Annotated in this window: 18 protein-coding genes; 11 read left to right on the plus strand and 7 right to left on the minus strand. The window is 64.4% G+C overall.

The annotated features are described in order from the left end of the window. Positions 1-52 precede the first annotated feature (52 nt). The 3 genes from choV to choX form a co-directional block, all read right to left on the minus strand. Positions 53-1,081 (minus strand): choline ABC transporter ATP-binding protein, encoded by a 1,029-nt coding sequence (gene choV / locus ACFC2Y_RS06160; protein ID WP_375174128.1) that lies wholly within the window; start codon positions 1,079-1,081, stop codon positions 53-55. Then, positions 1,078-1,914: a choline ABC transporter permease subunit gene (gene choW / locus ACFC2Y_RS06165; RefSeq protein ID WP_375174127.1), complete on the minus strand. Its 837-nt coding sequence runs from the start codon at positions 1,912-1,914 to the stop codon at positions 1,078-1,080. The genes choV and choW overlap by 4 nt, the downstream gene beginning before the upstream one ends. A gap of 119 nt (positions 1,915-2,033) precedes the next feature. Further along, entirely contained in the window at positions 2,034-2,948 is a 915-nt protein-coding gene (gene choX / locus ACFC2Y_RS06170) for a choline ABC transporter substrate-binding protein (RefSeq protein ID WP_375174126.1), read from the minus strand. 103 nt (positions 2,949-3,051) lie between these two features. Between choX and betI the strand changes: the two genes are divergently transcribed. From betI to betA, 4 genes are read left to right on the plus strand one after another with little or no spacing between them, the layout of a single operon-like run. Next, complete coding sequence (gene betI, locus ACFC2Y_RS06175; protein ID WP_375174125.1) at positions 3,052-3,618, plus strand: transcriptional regulator BetI; 567 nt, start codon at positions 3,052-3,054, stop codon at positions 3,616-3,618. A 15-nt stretch (positions 3,619-3,633) separates the two neighbouring features. Continuing rightward, a complete protein-coding gene (gene betC, locus ACFC2Y_RS06180; RefSeq protein ID WP_375174124.1) occupies positions 3,634-5,142 on the plus strand; it encodes a choline-sulfatase in 1,509 nt (502 codons plus the stop codon). Between the two features lies 1 nt (position 5,143). Beyond that, positions 5,144-6,601 (plus strand): betaine-aldehyde dehydrogenase, encoded by a 1,458-nt coding sequence (betB, locus tag ACFC2Y_RS06185; protein WP_375174123.1) that lies wholly within the window; start codon positions 5,144-5,146, stop codon positions 6,599-6,601. Continuing rightward, positions 6,601-8,259, plus strand: coding sequence for a choline dehydrogenase (betA, locus tag ACFC2Y_RS06190; RefSeq protein WP_375174122.1), 1,659 nt, complete (start codon positions 6,601-6,603; stop codon positions 8,257-8,259). The genes betB and betA overlap by 1 nt, the downstream gene beginning before the upstream one ends. 18 nt (positions 8,260-8,277) lie before the next feature. On the opposite strand, the gene ACFC2Y_RS06195 is transcribed toward betA, so the two are convergent. Both ACFC2Y_RS06195 and ACFC2Y_RS06200 read right to left on the minus strand, forming a co-directional pair. Next, a complete protein-coding gene (locus ACFC2Y_RS06195) occupies positions 8,278-8,631 on the minus strand; it encodes a hypothetical protein (RefSeq protein WP_375174121.1) in 354 nt (117 codons plus the stop codon). 56 nt (positions 8,632-8,687) lie between these two features. Then, positions 8,688-9,398, minus strand: coding sequence for a DUF599 domain-containing protein (locus tag ACFC2Y_RS06200; protein WP_375174120.1), 711 nt, complete (start codon positions 9,396-9,398; stop codon positions 8,688-8,690). An 89-nt stretch (positions 9,399-9,487) separates the two neighbouring features. Here ACFC2Y_RS06200 and ACFC2Y_RS06205 point away from each other — a divergent pair, with 89 nt between their 5' ends. The 7 genes from ACFC2Y_RS06205 to ACFC2Y_RS06235 all read left to right on the plus strand — a co-directional run bounded on the left by ACFC2Y_RS06205 (position 9,488) and on the right by ACFC2Y_RS06235 (position 16,310). Then, a complete protein-coding gene (locus tag ACFC2Y_RS06205; protein ID WP_375174119.1) occupies positions 9,488-10,918 on the plus strand; it encodes an FAD-linked oxidase C-terminal domain-containing protein in 1,431 nt (476 codons plus the stop codon). 2 nt (positions 10,919-10,920) lie between these two features. Continuing rightward, positions 10,921-12,072, plus strand: coding sequence for an FAD-binding protein (locus tag ACFC2Y_RS06210; protein ID WP_375174118.1), 1,152 nt, complete (start codon positions 10,921-10,923; stop codon positions 12,070-12,072). Continuing rightward, positions 12,069-12,425 (plus strand): hypothetical protein, encoded by a 357-nt coding sequence (locus ACFC2Y_RS06215; protein WP_375174117.1) that lies wholly within the window; start codon positions 12,069-12,071, stop codon positions 12,423-12,425. Before ACFC2Y_RS06210 ends, ACFC2Y_RS06215 begins: the two co-directional genes overlap by 4 nt. Next, the gene (glcF, locus tag ACFC2Y_RS06220) at positions 12,425-13,714 is read left to right on the plus strand and encodes a glycolate oxidase subunit GlcF (RefSeq protein ID WP_375174116.1); all 1,290 of its coding nucleotides are present in this window, start codon (positions 12,425-12,427) and stop codon (positions 13,712-13,714) included. The genes ACFC2Y_RS06215 and glcF overlap by 1 nt, the downstream gene beginning before the upstream one ends. Positions 13,715-13,777: 63 nt before the next feature. Next, positions 13,778-14,632 carry a trypsin-like serine peptidase gene (locus ACFC2Y_RS06225; RefSeq protein WP_375174115.1) on the plus strand — a complete coding sequence of 285 codons (855 nt, stop codon included), beginning with the start codon at positions 13,778-13,780 and terminating at the stop codon, positions 14,630-14,632. Between the two features lie 134 nt (positions 14,633-14,766). Beyond that, positions 14,767-15,231: an Hsp20 family protein gene (locus ACFC2Y_RS06230; RefSeq protein WP_375174114.1), complete on the plus strand. Its 465-nt coding sequence runs from the start codon at positions 14,767-14,769 to the stop codon at positions 15,229-15,231. Between the two features lie 278 nt (positions 15,232-15,509). After that, positions 15,510-16,310, plus strand: coding sequence for a class I SAM-dependent methyltransferase (locus ACFC2Y_RS06235; RefSeq protein WP_375174113.1), 801 nt, complete (start codon positions 15,510-15,512; stop codon positions 16,308-16,310). Between the two features lie 60 nt (positions 16,311-16,370). On the opposite strand, the gene purU is transcribed toward ACFC2Y_RS06235, so the two are convergent. Continuing rightward, a complete protein-coding gene (gene purU / locus ACFC2Y_RS06240) occupies positions 16,371-17,255 on the minus strand; it encodes a formyltetrahydrofolate deformylase (protein WP_375174112.1) in 885 nt (294 codons plus the stop codon). Positions 17,256-17,390: 135 nt separating this feature from the next. Then, complete coding sequence (locus ACFC2Y_RS06245; RefSeq protein WP_375174111.1) at positions 17,391-17,777, minus strand: PaaI family thioesterase; 387 nt, start codon at positions 17,775-17,777, stop codon at positions 17,391-17,393. Positions 17,778-17,795: the final 18 nt, after the last annotated feature.

Below are 17,795 nucleotides of genomic sequence, written 5' to 3' on the forward strand. Positions count from 1 at the left end.
ACGGCCCCGGAGCACGTCCGGGGCACGTCATTTCGACCCTAAACCGCCTGAATCACGCCCCCGACGGATTCGCCAAACCGCGCAGCAGATCGTCCTTCGACAGCTCGCCAATCACCGCGCCATCCTCGACAACGCCGATCGGTCCGTCGGAGCCGATCATCTGCTCCATGCTGTCCCGGATCAGCCCGTCCGCGTCGATCGTCATCGCCGGACTCCCCGTGGCAGGCCGCATCAGATCCCGCGCGCGCAGCACGCCAAGCGGGTTCATATGCTGCACGAAATCGGCGACGTAATCGTTCTTGGGATCGCGGAAGATGTCCTGCGGCGTGCCCATCTGCACGATACGCCCGCCTTCCATGATGGCGATCTTGTTGCCCAGCTTGAAGGCCTCGTCCAGGTCGTGAGAGACGAAGATCAGCGTCCGCTTCAGCTTCTGCTGCAGCTCCAGCAACTCATCCTGCAACTTCGTCCGGATCAGCGGGTCGAGCGCCGAGAAGGGCTCGTCCATCAGCAGGATCGGCGCTTGCGTTACAAAGGCCCGCGCCAGCCCGACCCGCTGCTGCATCCCGCCCGACAACTCGCCGACCTTCCGCTCCGCCCAATCCGACAGGCCGACCAGCGCCAGCTGTTCATCGACCTTGCCGATCGCTTCCTTCGTGCCCATCCCGGCCAGTTCCAGCGGCAGGCCGACGTTTTCCCGCACGGTCCGCCAAGGCAGCAGACCAAACTGCTGAAACACCATGGCGATATGGTTCATCCGCAGCCGCCGCAGCGTCGCGGGATCGGAGTGGGTCACATCGACCATCCCCGACCCGTCGTGGACCTTCACCGCGCCGCGCACCACCGGGTTCAGCCCGTTAACAGCCCGAAGCAGGGTCGATTTCCCCGATCCGGACAGGCCCATGAGGACAAGGATCTCGCCCTCCTCGACCTGCAGAGTGCAATTGTGAACGCCCAGCACCTGGCCCGTGGCCTGCTGGATCTCGCCCCGCTCCTGCCCCTTGTCCATCAGCGGCAGCGCCTTGTCCGGTTCCTTCCCGAAGACGATGGAGACGTTATCAATATCGACAGCGACGCTCATTTCCGGCCTCCGAGGTTTAGGATGCGGTCCAGCATGATGGCGACCACCACGATGACGAAGCCCGATTCGAAGCCGAGCGCGGTATTCACCTGGTTCAGTGCCCGGACCACCGGCACGCCTAGCCCGTTCGCCCCGACCAGCGCGGCGACCACCACCATCGACAGCGACAGCATGATCGTCTGGTTCAGCCCCGCCATGATCTGCGGCAGCGCATAGGGCAGTTCCACCTTGTAGAGGGTCTGTCTGGGCGTCGCGCCAAAGGCCCGCGCGGCCTCCAGCAGCGCCTGCGGGGTCGACGACACGCCGAGGTGCGTCAACCGGATCGGCGCAGGCAGGACGAAGATCACCGTCGCGATCAGGCCCGGCACCATGCCGATGCCGAAAAAGACGATGGCGGGGATCAGATAGACAAAGGTCGGCAGAGTCTGCATCAGGTCGAGGATCGGCCGGACATAGGTATACAGCCGTGGCCGATGCGCCGTGGCGATGCCTATGGGCACCCCGATGGCCATGCAGACCACACAGGCCGAAAGCACCAGCGTCAGGCTCTCGGTCGTTTCGTCCCAATAGCCTTGGTTCAGGATGAAGAGGAAGCCGAGGAAGACGAAAAGCGCCACCTTCCAGCTGCGTTGCAGGTAGTATGTGATCGCCACGAAGACGACCACAACGATCAGCGGATGCGGCTCCTGCAGGACGAAGAGGATGCCGTCAATCAGCGCCTCCATCACCATCGACAGGAAGTTCAGAAACCACTCCCCGTTGTCACGCACCCATTCAAAGACCGCCGCCGACGCCTTGCCGACGGGTATCTTGTTGTCTGTCAGCCAATCCACTGGCGTTATCCCCCGTTTGCCGACCCTCTTGCGGGGTCTCCTGACTCTCTTGTCGGCCGCGCGGGCCGGAAAAGCAAACCCCGCCGACCTTTCGGGCGGCGGGGCATCTGGTTATCGCATCAGAGACCGAAGGCGTCTTTGACCGCCGCGGTCCCATCGCCGCCATCCTCGGTCGTCACACCCTCGACCCAGCCCAGGACCGTGTCGCCATTGGCCTTGATCCACTCCATCGTGGCCTCATCCGGATCGGCCCCGTCATCCAGGATCTGACCCATGATACCGTTTTCCATCTCCAGCGTGAAATCCATCTGGCCGAAGAGCTTGCCCAGGTTCGGGCATTCTTCGGAGAAGCCCTTGCGGGTCACGGTATGCACGACACCCTCACCGCCAAAGAAATCTTCGCCGCCCGGCAGATACTTGAGCGAGAAGTTGGCGTTCATCGGATGGGGTTCCCAGCCCAGGAACACCACCGCTTCCTCTTTCTTGTAGTGGCGGGCGACCTGCGCCAGCATCCCCTGTTCAGAGGATTCGACCACTTCGAAGCCGCTCAGGTCGAACTTGTTCTCCTCGGTCAGCGATACGAGATAAGCGTTGCCCTCGTTGCCCGGCTCGATGCCGTAGATCTTGCCATCCAGCTCGTCCTTGAACTTGTGGATGTCGCCGTAGGTCTTCAGACCCGCGTCATACAGGTAGGTCGGCACAGCCAGCGTGTACTTGGTGCCTTCCAGGTTGACGTTGATCTGTTCGATCTCGCCGCTCTCCAAATAGGGGCCGATGGCGCCGGACTGTGCGGGCATCCAGTTGCCCAGAAACACGTCCACATCATCGGATTCGAGCGAGGCAAAGGTCACCGGCACCGACAGGATCTTCACATCCACATCATAGCCGAGCGCCTCAAGCACATGCTTGGCGGCGGAGGTCGTGGTGGTGATATCGGTCCAGCCCACATCGGACATGGAGACCTCGTCACAGTCCGCCAACGCCGCTCCGGCAAGGCAGAGGGACAGGGCGGATACAGTTGTCAGTAGGCGCATGATTACTCCCTTTTGGTTATGTTCGTGTTTTTGATTGACCAGTCAATCAATCCACGGTTACGAGATGATTGCAACATGTTTCTTTTACATTCGGAGCCGCCAGATGGCCACCACGGCAGAGCGAAAGCAGCAACTGGTCGAAGCCACGATCCATGAAATCGGCGCTTCCGGCACGCTGAATGTCACCGTGGGCCAGATCGCGAAACGCGCAGGTGTCTCCTCCGCCCTGGCCTTCCACTACTTCGGCGACAAGGAGCAGCTGTTCCTCTCCTCCATGCGTTACGTGCTGACCATCTACGGGGCCGAGGTCCGGGGCGCGCTCTCCGTCGCCACCACCCCGCGTGCCCGGGTCGAGGGGGTGATCCGCGCCAGTTTCAGCGCCTCGAACTTCCGGCGCGACACGATCGCCGCCTGGCTGAATTTCTACGTCCTCGCCCAGACATCGCAGGAAGCGCGGCGCCTGCTGTCGATCTATCACCGTCGTCTGCACTCCAACCTGACTCGTGATCTGCGCCCCCTCTCCGGGGACCGTGCCCCGCTGATCGCGCAACGCCTCGGCGGGCTGATCGACGGCATCTATCTGCGCTTCGCCGTCAATCCGAATGACACCACCGGCGTTGATGCTGCCGCCCTTGTCCTTGCCACGCTCGATGCCGAACTCCTGGCCTGATCGAAAGCCCGAAACATGACGAAACCGAACATCCTGATCCTCATGGTCGACCAGTTGAACGGGACGCTCTTTCCCGACGGTCCCGCCGATTGGCTGCACGCCCCGAACCTGAAGAGGTTGGCGGCGAAATCCGCCCGATTCAGTCACTGTTACACCGCAAGTCCGCTCTGCGCGCCGGGCCGGGCCTCCTTCATGTCCGGCCAACTGCCCTCGGTCACCGGGGTCTATGACAACGCCGCCGAGTTTCCCTCAGACCTGCCGACCTATGCCCACCACCTGCGCCGTGCGGGCTATCAGACCTGCCTCAGCGGCAAGATGCATTTCGTCGGCCCCGATCAGATGCACGGGTTCGAGGAACGGCTGACCACCGACATCTACCCCGCCGATTTCGGCTGGACCCCGGACTATCGCAAACCGGGCGAGCGGATCGACTGGTGGTATCACAACATGGGGTCCGTCACCGGCGCGGGCGTCGCCGAAATCTCCAACCAGATGGAGTATGATGACGAGGTCGCATACAACGCGACCCGCAAGCTCTATGACCTCGCCCGCGGTCATGACGACCGCCCCTGGTGCCTGACCGTCAGCTTCACCCATCCCCATGATCCCTATGTTGCGCGCAAGGAATTCTGGGACCTCTACGAGGATTGCGAGCACCTGGAGCCGGAGGTCGGCGCAATCCCATATGAAGATCAGGACGCCCATTCCAAGCGCATCTTCGACGCAAACGACTGGCGCAGCTTTGACATCACGACCGAAGACATCCGCCGCTCCCGCCGCGCCTATTTCGCCAATATCTCCTACCTCGACCGGAAGGTGGGCGAGATCCTCGACGTGCTGGAACGCACCCGGCAGGAGGCCACGATCCTCTTTGTCTCCGATCACGGCGACATGCTGGGCGCGCGCGGTCTCTGGTTCAAGATGAGCTTCTTCGAAGGCTCCTCCCGCGTGCCCATGATGATCGCCGGTGAGGGCATTTCGCCCGGTTTAGTCTCTGATCCTGTCTCCAACATCGACGTCTGCCCGACCCTCTGCGACCTCGCCGGCATCTCGATGGAGGAGGTCGCGCCTTGGACCGCCGGTGAAACGCTGGTGCCCTATGCGAACGGGGTCACACGCGAAACGCCCGTGCGCATGGAATACGCCGCCGAGGCCTCCTATGCCCCGATGGTCGCCCTCGTGCAGGGTCAGTACAAATACACCCGCTGCACCCTCGATCCCGAACAGCTGTTCGATCTGGCCGCCGACCCGCATGAACTGTCGAACCTCGCCACCGACCCGGCCCATGCCGACACGCTGGCCCGCTTCCGCACCGAGGCGGATACCAGATGGGACCTTGACCGCTTCGATGACGAAGTGCGCCGCAGCCAGGCGCGGCGTTGGATCGTCTACGAGGCGCTGCGCAACGGCGCCTATTACCCCTGGGATTACCAGCCGCTCCAGAAAGCCTCCGACCGGTACATGCGCAATCACATGGACCTGAACGTCGTCGAGGAAAACCAACGCTTCCCGCGCGGAGAGTAAGATGCCCTACGCCACCCAACCGACCGCCAGCCATTTTATCAACGGTGAGTATGTCGAGGATACCGCCGGTACCCCGATTCCGGTGATCTACCCCGCCACCGGTGCGCAGATTGCGCAGGTTCATGCGGGCACACCGGCGGTGGTCGATCAGGCCCTCGCCGCCGCACAGGCCGCGCAGCCCGCCTGGGCGGCGCTCGCGCCCCGCGAACGGGGCCGCATCCTGACCCGCGCCGCCCAAATCATCCGCGAGAAAAACCACGATCTGTCCGTGTTAGAGACGCATGACACCGGCAAACCGCTGCAGGAAACGCTGGTCGCCGACGCGACCTCGGCCGCAGACGCATTGGAATATTTCGGCGGTCTCGCAGGCACCCTGACCGGCGAACACATCCCCCTGGGCGAAGACTGGGTCTATACCGTGCGCGAGGCGCTTGGCGTCTGCGTCGGCATCGGCGCCTGGAACTATCCCACCCAGATCGCCTGCTGGAAGGCCGCGCCCGCGCTGGCCTGCGGCAACACGATGGTGTTCAAACCCTCGGAAATGACCCCCCTTTGCGCCCTGAAGATCGCCGAGATCATGATCGAGGCGGGCGCGCCTCCGGGCGTCTTCAACGTGGTGCAGGGCATGGGCGACACCGGGGCGCAACTGGTCACCGACCCGCGCGTTGCCAAGGTCTCCCTCACCGGCTCGGTGCCCACGGGCAAGCGCGTCTATGCCGCCGCCGCCGCCGAGATGAAGCACGTCACGATGGAGCTGGGCGGCAAATCGCCCATGATCGTCTTCGACGACGCGGACATCGAAAACGCCGTGGGCGGCGCGATCCTTGGCAACTTCTATTCTTCCGGCCAGGTCTGCTCCAACGGCACCCGCGTCTTCGTGCACAGTGCGATCAAGGAACGGTTTTTGACCCGCCTCACCGAGCGCTTGTCCACCGCCGTCATCGGCGACCCGATGGAGGAGGAAACCTCCTTCGGTCCCATGGTCAGCCAGCGCCAGATGGATATCGTTTTGGCTTATATAGAGACTGGTTTGACCGAAGGCGCCCGCCTGGTCACCGGCGGCAAGCGCATCGACCGCGACGGATTCTACATCGAACCCACGGTCTTTGCCGATGTCCGAGATGACATGACCATCGCACGCGAAGAGATCTTTGGCCCCGTCCTGTCCGTCCTCGATTATGACGACGAGGAGGAGGTGATCGCCCGCGCCAATGCGACCGAATTCGGCCTCTCCGCCGGGGTCTTCACGCGCGACCTGTCCCGCGCGCATCGCGTGATCGGGCGGCTGCAGGCGGGCACCTGCTTCATCAACTCCTACAACGACGCGCCGGTCGAGGCACCCTTCGGCGGGGTGAAGGCCTCCGGCGTCGGCCGCGAGAATTCAAAGGCGGCGATCGAACACTACAGCCAGCTCAAAACCGTCTACGTCCGCATGGGTGATGTCGAGGCCCCCTTCTGATGCAGGCGGAGTACGTCATTGTCGGCGCGGGCAGCGCGGGATGCGCCATGGCATACCGCCTGGCGGAGGCCGGCAAACGCGTGCTGGTCATCGAACATGGCGGCACCGATGCGGGGCCCTTCATCCAGATGCCTGGCGCGCTCTCCTACCCGATGAACATGAAGCGGTATGACTGGGGCCTGAAAACCGAACCCGAACCGCATCTGGGCGGGCGCACCCTGGTGACGCCACGGGGCAAGGTGATCGGGGGGTCGTCGTCGATCAACGGCATGATCTACGTCCGCGGCCATGCGCGCGATTTCGACACCTGGCGCGACATGGGGGCCGAGGGCTGGGGCTACGCCGACGTCCTGCCCTACTACAAGCGGCTGGAGAACTGGCACGACGGCGGCCACGGCGGCGATCCGGCGTGGCGTGGGACCAAGGGGCCGCTGCATGTAACGCGCGGCAGCCGGGTCAACCCGCTGACCCGCGCCTTTGTCGAGGCCGGACGGCAGGCAGGCTACCCGGTGACCGATGATTACAACGGCGAACAGCAGGAGGGCTTCGGCCCCTTCGACATGACAGTCTGGAAGGGGCGTCGTTGGTCCGCCGCTTCCGCCTATCTCAAACCGGCTCTGAACCGTCCGAATTGTGACCTGATCCGCGCCTTCGCCCGCCGGATCGTGATCGAGGACGGCCGCGCCACGGGGGTGGAGATCGAACGCGGCGGCAAGGTCGAGGTCATCCGCGCCGAGGCCGAGGTCATCATCGCCGCCTCCTCGCTCAACTCGCCCAAGCTGCTCATGCTGTCGGGCATCGGCCCCGCTGCCCATCTGGCCGATCACGGGATCGAGGTCGTGGCCGACCGCGCGGGCGTCGGCCAAAACCTGCAAGACCATCTGGAACTTTACATCCAGGCCGCGGCGAGCCAGCCAATCAGTCTCTATTCCTACTGGAATCTGCTTGGAAAGGCCTACGTTGGTGCCCGCTGGCTGCTGACGAAAACCGGCCCCGGCGCGTCGAACCAGTTCGAAAGCTGCGGTTTCATCCGGTCGCAGGCCGGGGTCGATTACCCGGATATCCAGTACCACTTTCTTCCGATCGCCGTGCGCTACGACGGGCAGGCCGCGCCAGAGGGTCACGGTTTTCAGGCTCATGTCGGCCCGATGCGCAGCCCGTCGCGCGGGTCCGTCACCCTGCGGTCCGCCGATCCGCAGGATGCGCCGGTGATCCGCTTCAATTACATGTCCCACGACAAGGACTGGTCGGATTTCCGCAAATGCATCCGCCTCACCCGCGAAATTTTCGGGCAGGAGGCCTTCGCCCCCTTCTACAAGAAGGAGATACAGCCGGGCGCGGAGCTGCAGAGCGATGATGAACTGGATGGGTTCATCCGCGAGCACGTCGAATCGGCCTATCACCCCTGCGGCACCGCCCGCATGGGACGCCGCGATGATCCCATGGCCGTCGTCGACCCGGAGGCACGGGTGATCGGCGTCGACAACCTGCGCCTGGCGGACAGTTCCGTCTTTCCGCTGATCCCCAATGGCAACCTCAACGCGCCCTCGATCATGGTGGGCGAAAAGGCGGCGGATCACATCCTGGGCAAGACCCCCCTGCCGCCGGAAAACGCCGCGCCCTGGATCAACCCGAACTGGCGCGAGTCGCAACGCTGAGCGTGCCGAAAGACCGGGTTACTTCAGCTTGAGGATATAGATCTGGTCGCCCCAGCCCTCGGCCTTGCTGCGAGCGCGGATCTGGACCTTGCGCGTGCCGTCCGGGATCATCACCGAGGACAGCGACCGGGTGAACGGGCGATCCGGCGTATGAGGATGCATCAACTCGCGATGACCCAGCACATTGCCCGCCATGTCGCGCACTTCCCAACCGTCGGCAAAATTCTCCCAGCTCTCGTCGTCATGCACCAGCGTCACGCTGATCTTCCACCCCATGCCGGAGCGTTCCGCCGTTGCCCCGAGAATTTCGGGACCGCCCGCCATCACGGGCAGGGCACTGGAGAGAAGAAGGAAGAGAGCGGCTCGGATCATGCGGTGGTTATACGCGGCCCGGCGCGCAATGGAAGCATATGGCGGAACAAGCGCCTTCACACTGACGTGCGGTCCGTCGTGTCCAGCAGAGCCGCCCGGGATTGTGAGGTGAATTCCCGCCGCCAGAGCACCGCAAAGGTGATCACCGTCGCCGCGATCAGCGCCTCGGGCCCCAGCAGCCAGGCCGATGCGCCCATGGCGAAATAGATCGACCGCAGGCCCCGGTTGAAACTGCGCGCCGCGGTGATGTTGATCGTCGCGGCCTTGGCCGCCCGCGGCTGGCAGCGCCCGTCCTCCGGATCGTTGGGCACCGCCGCCATCAGCACCGCGCAATAGCCGAACAACCGGTTCGACCAGACGAACTTCAGGAAGGCGTTGATCAGAAAGGTCAGCACCACCAGCATCTTGATTTCCCAGACGATTGCCGGATCGGTTTCCAGCGTGATCTGGTTCGCCAGCCCCATCAAACGCTCGCCATTGGCAACACTGGCCAGCACCCCGCCGATGGCGATCATCGTGGCCGAGGCAAAGAAGCTGGTGCTTTCGCGCAGCGTGGCCAGAGTCTGACTGTCGAAGATACGGGGATTGCGCGTCACCATCTGGCGCATCCACTCGCGCCGGTATTCCGCCATCAGCATGGAGACGGAGGGCCTTTTGCTGCCCGGATTCTCGATCCGCCAGCCGATGAAGGCCCAGGTTGCGTAGATCAAACCGATCGCCGCAAAATCCAGATGTGAGAAGAGGCTAAGCCGATCCATCCATGTCATGCGACCAGTTAGCCTATACACCCGTCGCTTGCCAATCTGTCCCGTTCGGGGCTAGGTCTGGGGCATTCCCGCAATTTGCGAGGTCCGCCATGCAGATGCCTGTCCCCGATCCCCGGATCCTGGCGCAGAAGGATGCGCTTGTCGCCGCCCTGGCGGAGGGGCTGCCGCGTGATGCCATCATCACGGACCCGGTCGAAACGCGCGCTTACGAATGCGATGCCCTGACGGCCTATCGCTGCCCGCCCCTGCTGGCCGTCCTGCCCGCCACGACCGAAGAAGTGTCGCACGTCCTGCGCACCTGCCATCGGTTCGGCGTTCCGGTGGTGCCGCGCGGGTCGGGCACCTCGCTGGCCGGGGGCGCGCTGCCGACGGCGGATGCGGTGATCCTGGGCGTGGCCCGCATGACCGAGGTGCTGGAGCGGAACTATGACGACCGGTTCATCCGCGTGCAGACCGGCATGACCAACCTGCGCGTGACCGGCGAGGTCGAGGGCGACGGGTTCTTCTACGCCCCCGATCCCTCGTCTCAGCTCGCCTGTGCCATTGCGGGGAATATCGCGATGAACTCCGGCGGGGCACATTGCCTGAAATACGGAGTGACCACGAACAACCTGCTTGGCGTGACCATGGTCATGATGGATGGCGAGGTGGCGGAAATCGGCGGACCCTGGCTCGACAGTGGCGGGCTGGACCTGCTTGGCGTCATCTGCGGCTCCGAAGGGCAGCTTGGCGTGGTGACCGAGGCGACCCTGCGTATCCTGCCCAAACCCGAAGGGGCCCGGCCCGTCCTCATCGGCTACGACAGCAACGAGGTGGCCGGCGCCTGCGTCCGCGACATCATCGAGGCGGGGGTTCTGCCCGTCGCCATTGAATTCATGGATCGACCCTGTATCGAGGCTACAGAAGCCTTTGCCGGGGCCGGTTACCCCGATTGCGAGGCCCTTCTGATCGTCGAGGTCGAAGGCAGTCCCGCCGAGATTGACGAACAGCTCGCCGTGATCACGGCAATCGCCGAACGCCACAACCCGGTGGAACTCCGCGAAAGCGGATCGGCCGACGAAAGCGCGCGCATCTGGCTGGGCCGCAAATCCGCCTTCGGGGCCATGGGGCAGATCAACGACTACATGTGCCTCGACGGCACCATCCCGATCAGCGAACTGCCCGCCGTTTTGAAACGGATGGGAGAGCTGTCCGACGAATACGGTCTGAAGGTCGCCAATGTCTTTCACGCCGGCGACGGCAACCTGCACCCGCTGATCCTGTTCAACGCCAATGGCGACGGTCAGCTGGAAACCTGCGAGGCCATGGGTGCCGAGATCCTCAAGCTCTGCGTCGAGGTCGGCGGCTGCCTGACCGGCGAACACGGCGTCGGCGTCGAGAAGCGCGATCTGATGAGTCACCAGTACGACCCTGCAGATCTGGAGGCCCAGATGGCGGTCAAGGATGTCTTCGATCCGAAATGGCTGCTTAACCCCGCCAAGGTCTTTCCGTTGGCCACGACCGACGCGCGGCGGGGCTGATCATGGTGCAGCCGAAGACAGAGGCCGAACTGAGCCAGCTGATCCGCGACGCCGGGGGCCCGCTGTCGATCCGGGGCGGGGGAACACGGGGGCTGGCCGTAGAAGGCGAGAGGGTGGAAACCTCCGGGCTGAGCGGCGTGCACCTCTATGAACCCGGTGCGCTGACGCTGGTCGCCGGGGCCGGGACGCCGGTGGAGGAAATAGAGACTATTCTTGCGGAAAAGGACCAGCGGCTGGCCTTTGAACCGATGGATCACCGGCCCCTTCTCGGCACGGACGGAGTGCCCACAATCGGCGGAGTTTCCGCCGCCAATATCTCCGGCCCCAGACGCATTCAGGTCGGCGCGGCGCGCGATCACATGCTCGGCGTCCGCTTCGTCTCGGGCAGCGGCGAGGTCGTCAAGAACGGCGGCCGCGTGATGAAAAACGTGACCGGCTATGACCTAGTGAAGCTGATGTCCGGGGCCTGCGGCACTCTTGGCGTCCTGACCGAGGTCAGCCTCAAGCTTCAGGCCATACCGGAGGCCGAGGCGACCCTGATCCTGCGCGGCCAGACCCAGGGGGACGCCATCGCCGACCTGACCCGCGCCATGGCAACCCCCTTTGACGTCAGCGGCGCAGCCTGGCTGTCCGACGATGCCACCGGCAAGACCTCCGAACGGCGCATCCGGATCGAGGGGATGGCAGGCAGCGTCAAATATAGGGCGGGCAAGCTGGCCGATCTGCTGGGCGCGGATGAGATCGCCGAGGGGCCGGAGAGCGCCGCACTGTGGCGCGAGCTGCGCGATGTCACCCCCTTTGCCGGGCGCGATGGTGCGGTCTGGCGCATCTCCACCCGCCCGACCGGGGCTGCGGACCTTTGCGACCGGCTGCGTCAGGCCGGGCAGGATCTGACCACGATCGCGGACTGGAGCGGCGGGCTGCTCTGGCTGCTGACGCCGGAGACCGGTGATGCCGGGGCTGCCCTGATCCGGCAGGAGGTCGCCACAATCGGCGGCCATGCGACCCTGATCCGGGCAAATCCCGCCATCCGCGCCACGATCCCGACCTTCCAGCCCCAAAGCGCACCGCTGGAGCGGATCGCCCGGGGCCTGCGCCAGAAATTCGACCCCCGGAGCATTCTCAACCCCGGGCTTATGGGGCCTACCGCATGATCCTGATCCTCTCACTTGTTCTCGTGGTGCTGATCGGCCTCGGCCTCTACGCCGGGCTGATCCGCCGGGCCCCGGACCGGTCCGGCCTGTCGCTGCTTGGTCCGGGTGTCATCCTGCTGGCGATTGCGGGCATCGGCATGCTGCGCCTTCTGCCGACCGATGCAGCGGAACATTCCGTGCGCACCTACACGGCCCTCGGCATGCTCTGGGTCGGCTGGATCGGCCTGGCGGCGCTGCTGACCCAGATGATGGACCGCCGGATGCCCGATCTGGCCCCCGCCCCCGCCCTTTTCGGCGCGGCCACCACCACCGCGCCGGTCATCGGCTTTCTGATAGCAATGGGCTTGACCTGATGCGTACCGAATTCACCCCGGACCAGTTGAAGGACCCCGGCACCGCCCGGGCCAATGAAATCCTGCGCGCCTGTGTGCATTGCGGCTTCTGCACCGCCACCTGCCCGACCTATCAGGTCCTGGGCGACGAATTGGACAGCCCCCGTGGCCGCATCTATCTGATCAAGGACATGCTGGAGAACGAGCGCGTGCCGGACGAAAAGACCGTCCAGCATATCGACCGCTGCCTGTCGTGCCTCGCCTGCATGACGACCTGCCCCTCCGGTGTGCATTACATGCATCTTGTCGATCATGCCCGCGCCTATATCGACCAGCACTACAAACGCAGATGGGATGACCGGGCCCTGCGCTGGATCCTGGCCCGGATCATTCCCTATCCCACGCGCTTTCGCCTCGCGCTGTTTGCCGCCGGCCTCGCCCGCCCCTTCGCGCGGCTGATGCCCGACCCCCGTCTGCGCGCCATGATCGGCATGGCCCCGCGCCGCCTGCCCACGCCCTCGCGCAACGACGATCCACAGACCCACGCGGCCAGCGGACCCCGGATCAAACGCGTCGCCCTGATGACCGGCTGTGCGCAAAAGGCGCTGAACACCGATATCAACGACGCGACCATTCGGCTGCTGACCCGCCACGGGGTCGAGGTGGTGATCCCCGAGGGAGAGGGCTGCTGCGGCTCCCTCACCCACCACATGGGGAAGGAGGACTTGGCCCACACCTCCGCCGCCCGCAACATCCGCGCCTGGACGCGCGAAATGGACGGCGAGGGGCTGGATGCCATTGTCATCAACACCTCCGGCTGCGGCACGACGGTGAAGGACTACGGCCATATGTTCCGCACCGACCCGCTGGCCGAAGACGCCGCCCGCGTATCGAAGATCGCCAAAGACATCACCGAGGTGCTGGCCGAGCTCGACCTGCCCGCCCAGGCGCCGGAACCCCTGCGTATCGGCTACCACTCCGCCTGCTCCCTGCAGCACGGGCAGAAGATCCGCGAAACGCCTAAGGATCTGCTCAAGGCCGCGGGGTTCGAGGTCGCCACCCCCGCCGATCCCCACCTCTGCTGCGGCTCCGCCGGGACCTACAACCTGATGCAGCCCGAAATCTCCGGCAAGCTGAAGGACCGCAAGGTGCGGACGCTGGAGGCCGTGAAACCCGACGTCATCGCCGCGGGCAACATCGGCTGCATGATGCAGATCGGATCGGGCACCGGGGTGCCCGTGGTCCATACCGTCGAACTGCTGGACTGGGCCACCGGGGGGCCGAAGCCACCGTCCCTGCAAAACCCGTGACGCGCCCTACTTTCGCCCCAACCGACCCCTAGCATGTGGCAAATCACATCCAGGGTAGATGGTATGTTGTATCGCGTTATTCCGGGGCTCGCCCTGGTCCTCACTCTCCTCTTGTCCCTCACCCGCGCGGCGCTGGCGCAGGAAACCGATCTGCGCCGCCTCGACACCGGGGATGACACCAAGGGGTGGGAGGCCGTCGGTCGCCTCGATCTGGATGGGCGCGGCTTCTGTACGGGGGCGCTGATCAGCGAAACCCTGGTCCTGACCGCCGCGCATTGCCTGTTCGACAAGCAAAAGGGCGTCCGGTTCGACACCAACCGGATCGAGTTCCTCGCGGGTTGGCGCAATGGCCGGGCCTCCGCCTATCGCGATATCCGCCGCGCCGTGATCCCCGACAGCTACGATTTCCGCGCCCCAGTGACGCCCGACCGCGTGCGCAACGACATCGCCCTGCTGGAGCTTTACCGACCTGTACGCATGTCCAACGTCGTCCCCTTCGCCACCTCGGACAAACCGCGCGGGGGCGATCCGCTAGCCGTGGTCTCCTACGCGCATGACCGCGCCGAAGCGCCCAGCCTGCAGGAGCTCTGCGGCGTGATCACAAAACAGGATGGCGTGCTGATCATGTCCTGCGACGTCGATTTCGGTTCCTCCGGGGCGCCGGTCTTTTCGATGCAGGGCGGCATTCCCCGCATCGTCTCCGTTGTCTCCGCCAAGGCGGAGGTCGATGGCCAGCGCGTGTCCCTCGGCACCGATCTGTCGCAGATCGAGGACCTGATCGCAGTGCTGGAAAACGGTGGCGGTCACGACCTGCCGACCGCGCCGCGCACCAACAGGGTCACGGTCAAGCGCCCGGTCCTCACCCAGGGGACAACACGGTCCGATATCGGCGCAAAGTTCGTCCGCCCCGGGGGCTGATCCCCGCCTCTTGAAAATTCCCCCCAAGCTTCCCAGATCGGGGATGTCAGGACGCCAGGACGGGTCCTGATATCAACTGCCTGTCCCATGATGGGAAGGCGCACCACCAACGTTATCGCTCAAAGAGGATGACCATGCGTAACTTTGATCTCGCCCCGCTCTACCGTGCAACCGTCGGCTTCGACCAGCTGGCCGACATGATGGACCGGGTCCTCACCACGGACGGCGCCACGCCGACCTACCCGCCCTACAACATCGAAAAACTGGATCAGGACGCCTATCGCATCACCATCGCCGTCGCCGGATTTTCCGATGACGACCTGGCGATCGAAGTGAAGGACCACGCCCTGATCGTTTCGGCCCGCAAGGCCGAAGAGGAAAACCGCACCTATCTGCACCGCGGCATTGCAACCCGCGCCTTCGAACGCCGGTTCCACTTGGCCGATCATGTGAAGGTCACCGGCGCGACCCATGCGGACGGGATGCTGAACATCGACCTCGTGCGCGAGGTTCCAGAGGCGCTCAAGCCGCGCCGGATCGAGATCACCAAAGGTGACACGGTCGAGGCCACCGCGCTTGAAGCCACGGAAACCGCCTGATCAAGGGCGGGTCAACCAGAACCCAAGATTACCCCTCGATTTCACTGGGCCCGGCGGTTGCCGGGCCCTTTTTCCGTTTGTCGTTCGGAATAGGTGCCTGTCGGCTGAAATCCGCCTCTGAATCCCGAAAGACGTATCTGAACGGCATCAATTTGCCGATGCCAATTCCTGCCACATTCCGGCCATTCATCGGGAGCTATCCTTGGTCACTGGCGCGATCCGGGGGCACGTCAGAGCAAATAACAAAGACTGCATCAACAGCGAGCGGAGTATGACAGATGCCGACTTTACACGATATGCCGATGAGTTTCGCGGACCGATACCAGTCGGTACTGGTCCCCGTGATCTTCGAACCCTGGGCCGAAGCCCTCATCGCCCAGGCACCGCCCCGGGTCGGTGACAGGCTCCTGGATCTGGCCTGCGGGACCGGCGCGGTGGCCCGCCAGCTGGCCCGCGGCAACTATCGCCCGGCCCGCCTTGCGGCGCTGGACCACAGTGAGGCGATGCTGAGCGTCGCCCGCCATGCCTCGGCAGATACGACGCCGGGGATCGAATGGGTGAAGGCCGATGCCGGACAGCTGCCCTTCGAAGACGACAGCTTTGACCGGATCTACTGCCAGCAGGCACTGCAGTACTTCCCGGATCGTGTCGCCGCCCTGAAAGAAGTCCGGCGTGTACTCGCCCCCGGCGGAACCGTTCTGGTCTGTGTCCAGCGCGAGATAGAGGCGAACCCGATGCTGAACGCACAGGCCAAGGCGCTGGATACGCTCGGCGGCCCCGAAGCGGGGGATGCCGTGCGCGAGACCTGTTCGATGCATGACGCCGGAGAGCTGTACGGCTGCTTCCGCGCCGCCGGGTTCCGGGAGATCGAAATAGAACCCTTCACCCTGTTCCTGCGCCACCCCGACGCCCGCGTCTTCGCGGCACAGGCGATCGGGACCGAAGGCATCATGTCCGGCCTGCAGATCGACCGGATCGACCGGGCGGTGGACGTCTTTGTCGAAACCCTGGACGAATGTTTCGATGGCGCCGGCATGGCCTTTCCGCACGCGTCCCACATCGTCCTCGCCCGGGTCTGAGGCGGTCAGAACGCGCAGATCGTAGTCGGCCCCGGGTATCGTCCGGGGCCGATGCGGCGTTCAGCCCATCCGCTCGGACGCATAGGCCCCGGGCGAGGCGTGGAAGACGACGGTCTTGTTGCCGTTGAGGAACACCCGCCGATGCGCATGGGCATGGATCGCCCGCGCCAGAACCGAGGCCTCCACATCGCGGCCGAGCGAGACATAATCCTCCGGTGATTGCGCATGGGTCACGCGCACCGTGTCCTGTTCGATGATCGGCCCCTCGTCGAGGTCGGCCGTCACGTAGTGCGAGGTCGCCCCGATCAGCTTCACCCCACGCTCGAACGCCTGTTTGTAGGGGTTCGCCCCCTTGAAGGACGGCAGGAAGGAGTGGTGGATGTTGATGATCCGGCCCGACATCTTCTGGCACATCTCGTCGCTAAGGATCTGCATGTAGCGCGCCAGCACGATCAGCTCTGCGCCCGCATCCTCCACCACCTGCATGATCTGCGCCTCGGCCTGCGGCTTGTTCTGCGGCGTGACGCGGATACAGTGGAAGGGGATATCGTGGTTCACCACCACCTTCTGATAATCCATGTGGTTGGAGATGACGGCGACGATATCAATCGGCAGCGCCCCGATCCGCCAGCGGTAGAGCAGATCGTTCAGGCAATGGCCGAAACGGCTGACCATCACAACGACCTTCATCTTCACCGCCTCGTCATGGAAGCCGAAGGTCATCTCGAACGCCTCGGCGACCTTGGCGAACCCCTCGTCCAGCGCCTCCAGGCTCTCCCCCGTCTCCGACAGGAAGCTGACCCGCATGAAGAACTGCCCGGTCTCCAGGTCGTCGAACTGCGAGCTGTCGACGATATTGCACCCCCTGTCGGAGAGGAAGGTCGCAATCGCCGCGACAATCCCGCGGGAGGTCGGGCAGGCTACGGTCAGGCAATAGGTGTTCATGGGGGTGCCAGATATCAGGGGTTAGGAAACGCGCCGCAGGACGACGCCCGCATCTGCTGCCCGCTTTGCGCCGGTTCCGCAAGCCGGTGTCGTCTCTTCCCGGGTGAAAACCCCGGGAACTGCCGCTAAAATGCCCTAACGCGAGGTGATATGGCTCGACGTGAGGTCCAGCAGGACCTTGCCGTCCTGCGATGTCACCTCTGTCCGCACCACCTGCATCGTCCGGCCCCGCTTCACATAGCGCGCCCGCGCTGTCAGCGTGCCGGAGGTGACGTTGGACAAGAGCTGCGCGGTGATACTGATCGCCAAGGGAAAGCCGGACCCGCCGCTCTGCACATCCGCCCCCTGCAAGGCCAGCCGTGTGGCCACCACATCCGCAAACCAGATCAGCGCCCCGGCATGGACTGTTCCGAAGGGGTTCATCACCCCCTCCTGCACCGGCATCGTGCCGCGCGCCTCATCACGCGACAGCACCTCGGTGGCAAAGCGTAGATGCCCTGCGTATTCCCGTGATTGTGACATGCTCATCCCTCTTCCCTG

Source organism: Pseudooceanicola sp. (genome assembly GCF_041987405.1).
Classification (GTDB): Bacteria; Pseudomonadota; Alphaproteobacteria; order Rhodobacterales; family Rhodobacteraceae; genus Pseudooceanicola.

Excerpts from the sequence above, each read along its gene's own strand:
- choV (WP_375174128.1), bottom strand. The coding sequence starts at position 1,081 with ATGAGCGTCGCTGTCGATATTGATAACGTCTCCATCGTCTTCGGGAAG.
- choX (WP_375174126.1), bottom strand. The coding sequence starts at position 2,948 with ATGCGCCTACTGACAACTGTATCCGCCCTGTCCCTCTGCCTTGCCGGA.
- betI (WP_375174125.1), top strand. The coding sequence starts at position 3,052 with ATGGCCACCACGGCAGAGCGAAAGCAGCAACTGGTCGAAGCCACGATC.
- betC (WP_375174124.1), top strand. The coding sequence starts at position 3,634 with ATGACGAAACCGAACATCCTGATCCTCATGGTCGACCAGTTGAACGGG.
- betB (WP_375174123.1), top strand. The coding sequence starts at position 5,144 with ATGCCCTACGCCACCCAACCGACCGCCAGCCATTTTATCAACGGTGAG.
- betA (WP_375174122.1), top strand. The coding sequence starts at position 6,601 with ATGCAGGCGGAGTACGTCATTGTCGGCGCGGGCAGCGCGGGATGCGCC.
- ACFC2Y_RS06195 (WP_375174121.1), bottom strand. The coding sequence starts at position 8,631 with ATGATCCGAGCCGCTCTCTTCCTTCTTCTCTCCAGTGCCCTGCCCGTG.
- ACFC2Y_RS06200 (WP_375174120.1), bottom strand. The coding sequence starts at position 9,398 with ATGACATGGATGGATCGGCTTAGCCTCTTCTCACATCTGGATTTTGCG.
- ACFC2Y_RS06205 (WP_375174119.1), top strand. The coding sequence starts at position 9,488 with ATGCAGATGCCTGTCCCCGATCCCCGGATCCTGGCGCAGAAGGATGCG.
- ACFC2Y_RS06210 (WP_375174118.1), top strand. The coding sequence starts at position 10,921 with ATGGTGCAGCCGAAGACAGAGGCCGAACTGAGCCAGCTGATCCGCGAC.
- ACFC2Y_RS06215 (WP_375174117.1), top strand. The coding sequence starts at position 12,069 with ATGATCCTGATCCTCTCACTTGTTCTCGTGGTGCTGATCGGCCTCGGC.
- glcF (WP_375174116.1), top strand. The coding sequence starts at position 12,425 with ATGCGTACCGAATTCACCCCGGACCAGTTGAAGGACCCCGGCACCGCC.
- ACFC2Y_RS06225 (WP_375174115.1), top strand. The coding sequence starts at position 13,778 with ATGTTGTATCGCGTTATTCCGGGGCTCGCCCTGGTCCTCACTCTCCTC.
- ACFC2Y_RS06230 (WP_375174114.1), top strand. The coding sequence starts at position 14,767 with ATGCGTAACTTTGATCTCGCCCCGCTCTACCGTGCAACCGTCGGCTTC.
- ACFC2Y_RS06235 (WP_375174113.1), top strand. The coding sequence starts at position 15,510 with ATGCCGACTTTACACGATATGCCGATGAGTTTCGCGGACCGATACCAG.
- purU (WP_375174112.1), bottom strand. The coding sequence starts at position 17,255 with ATGAACACCTATTGCCTGACCGTAGCCTGCCCGACCTCCCGCGGGATT.
- ACFC2Y_RS06245 (WP_375174111.1), bottom strand. The coding sequence starts at position 17,777 with ATGTCACAATCACGGGAATACGCAGGGCATCTACGCTTTGCCACCGAG.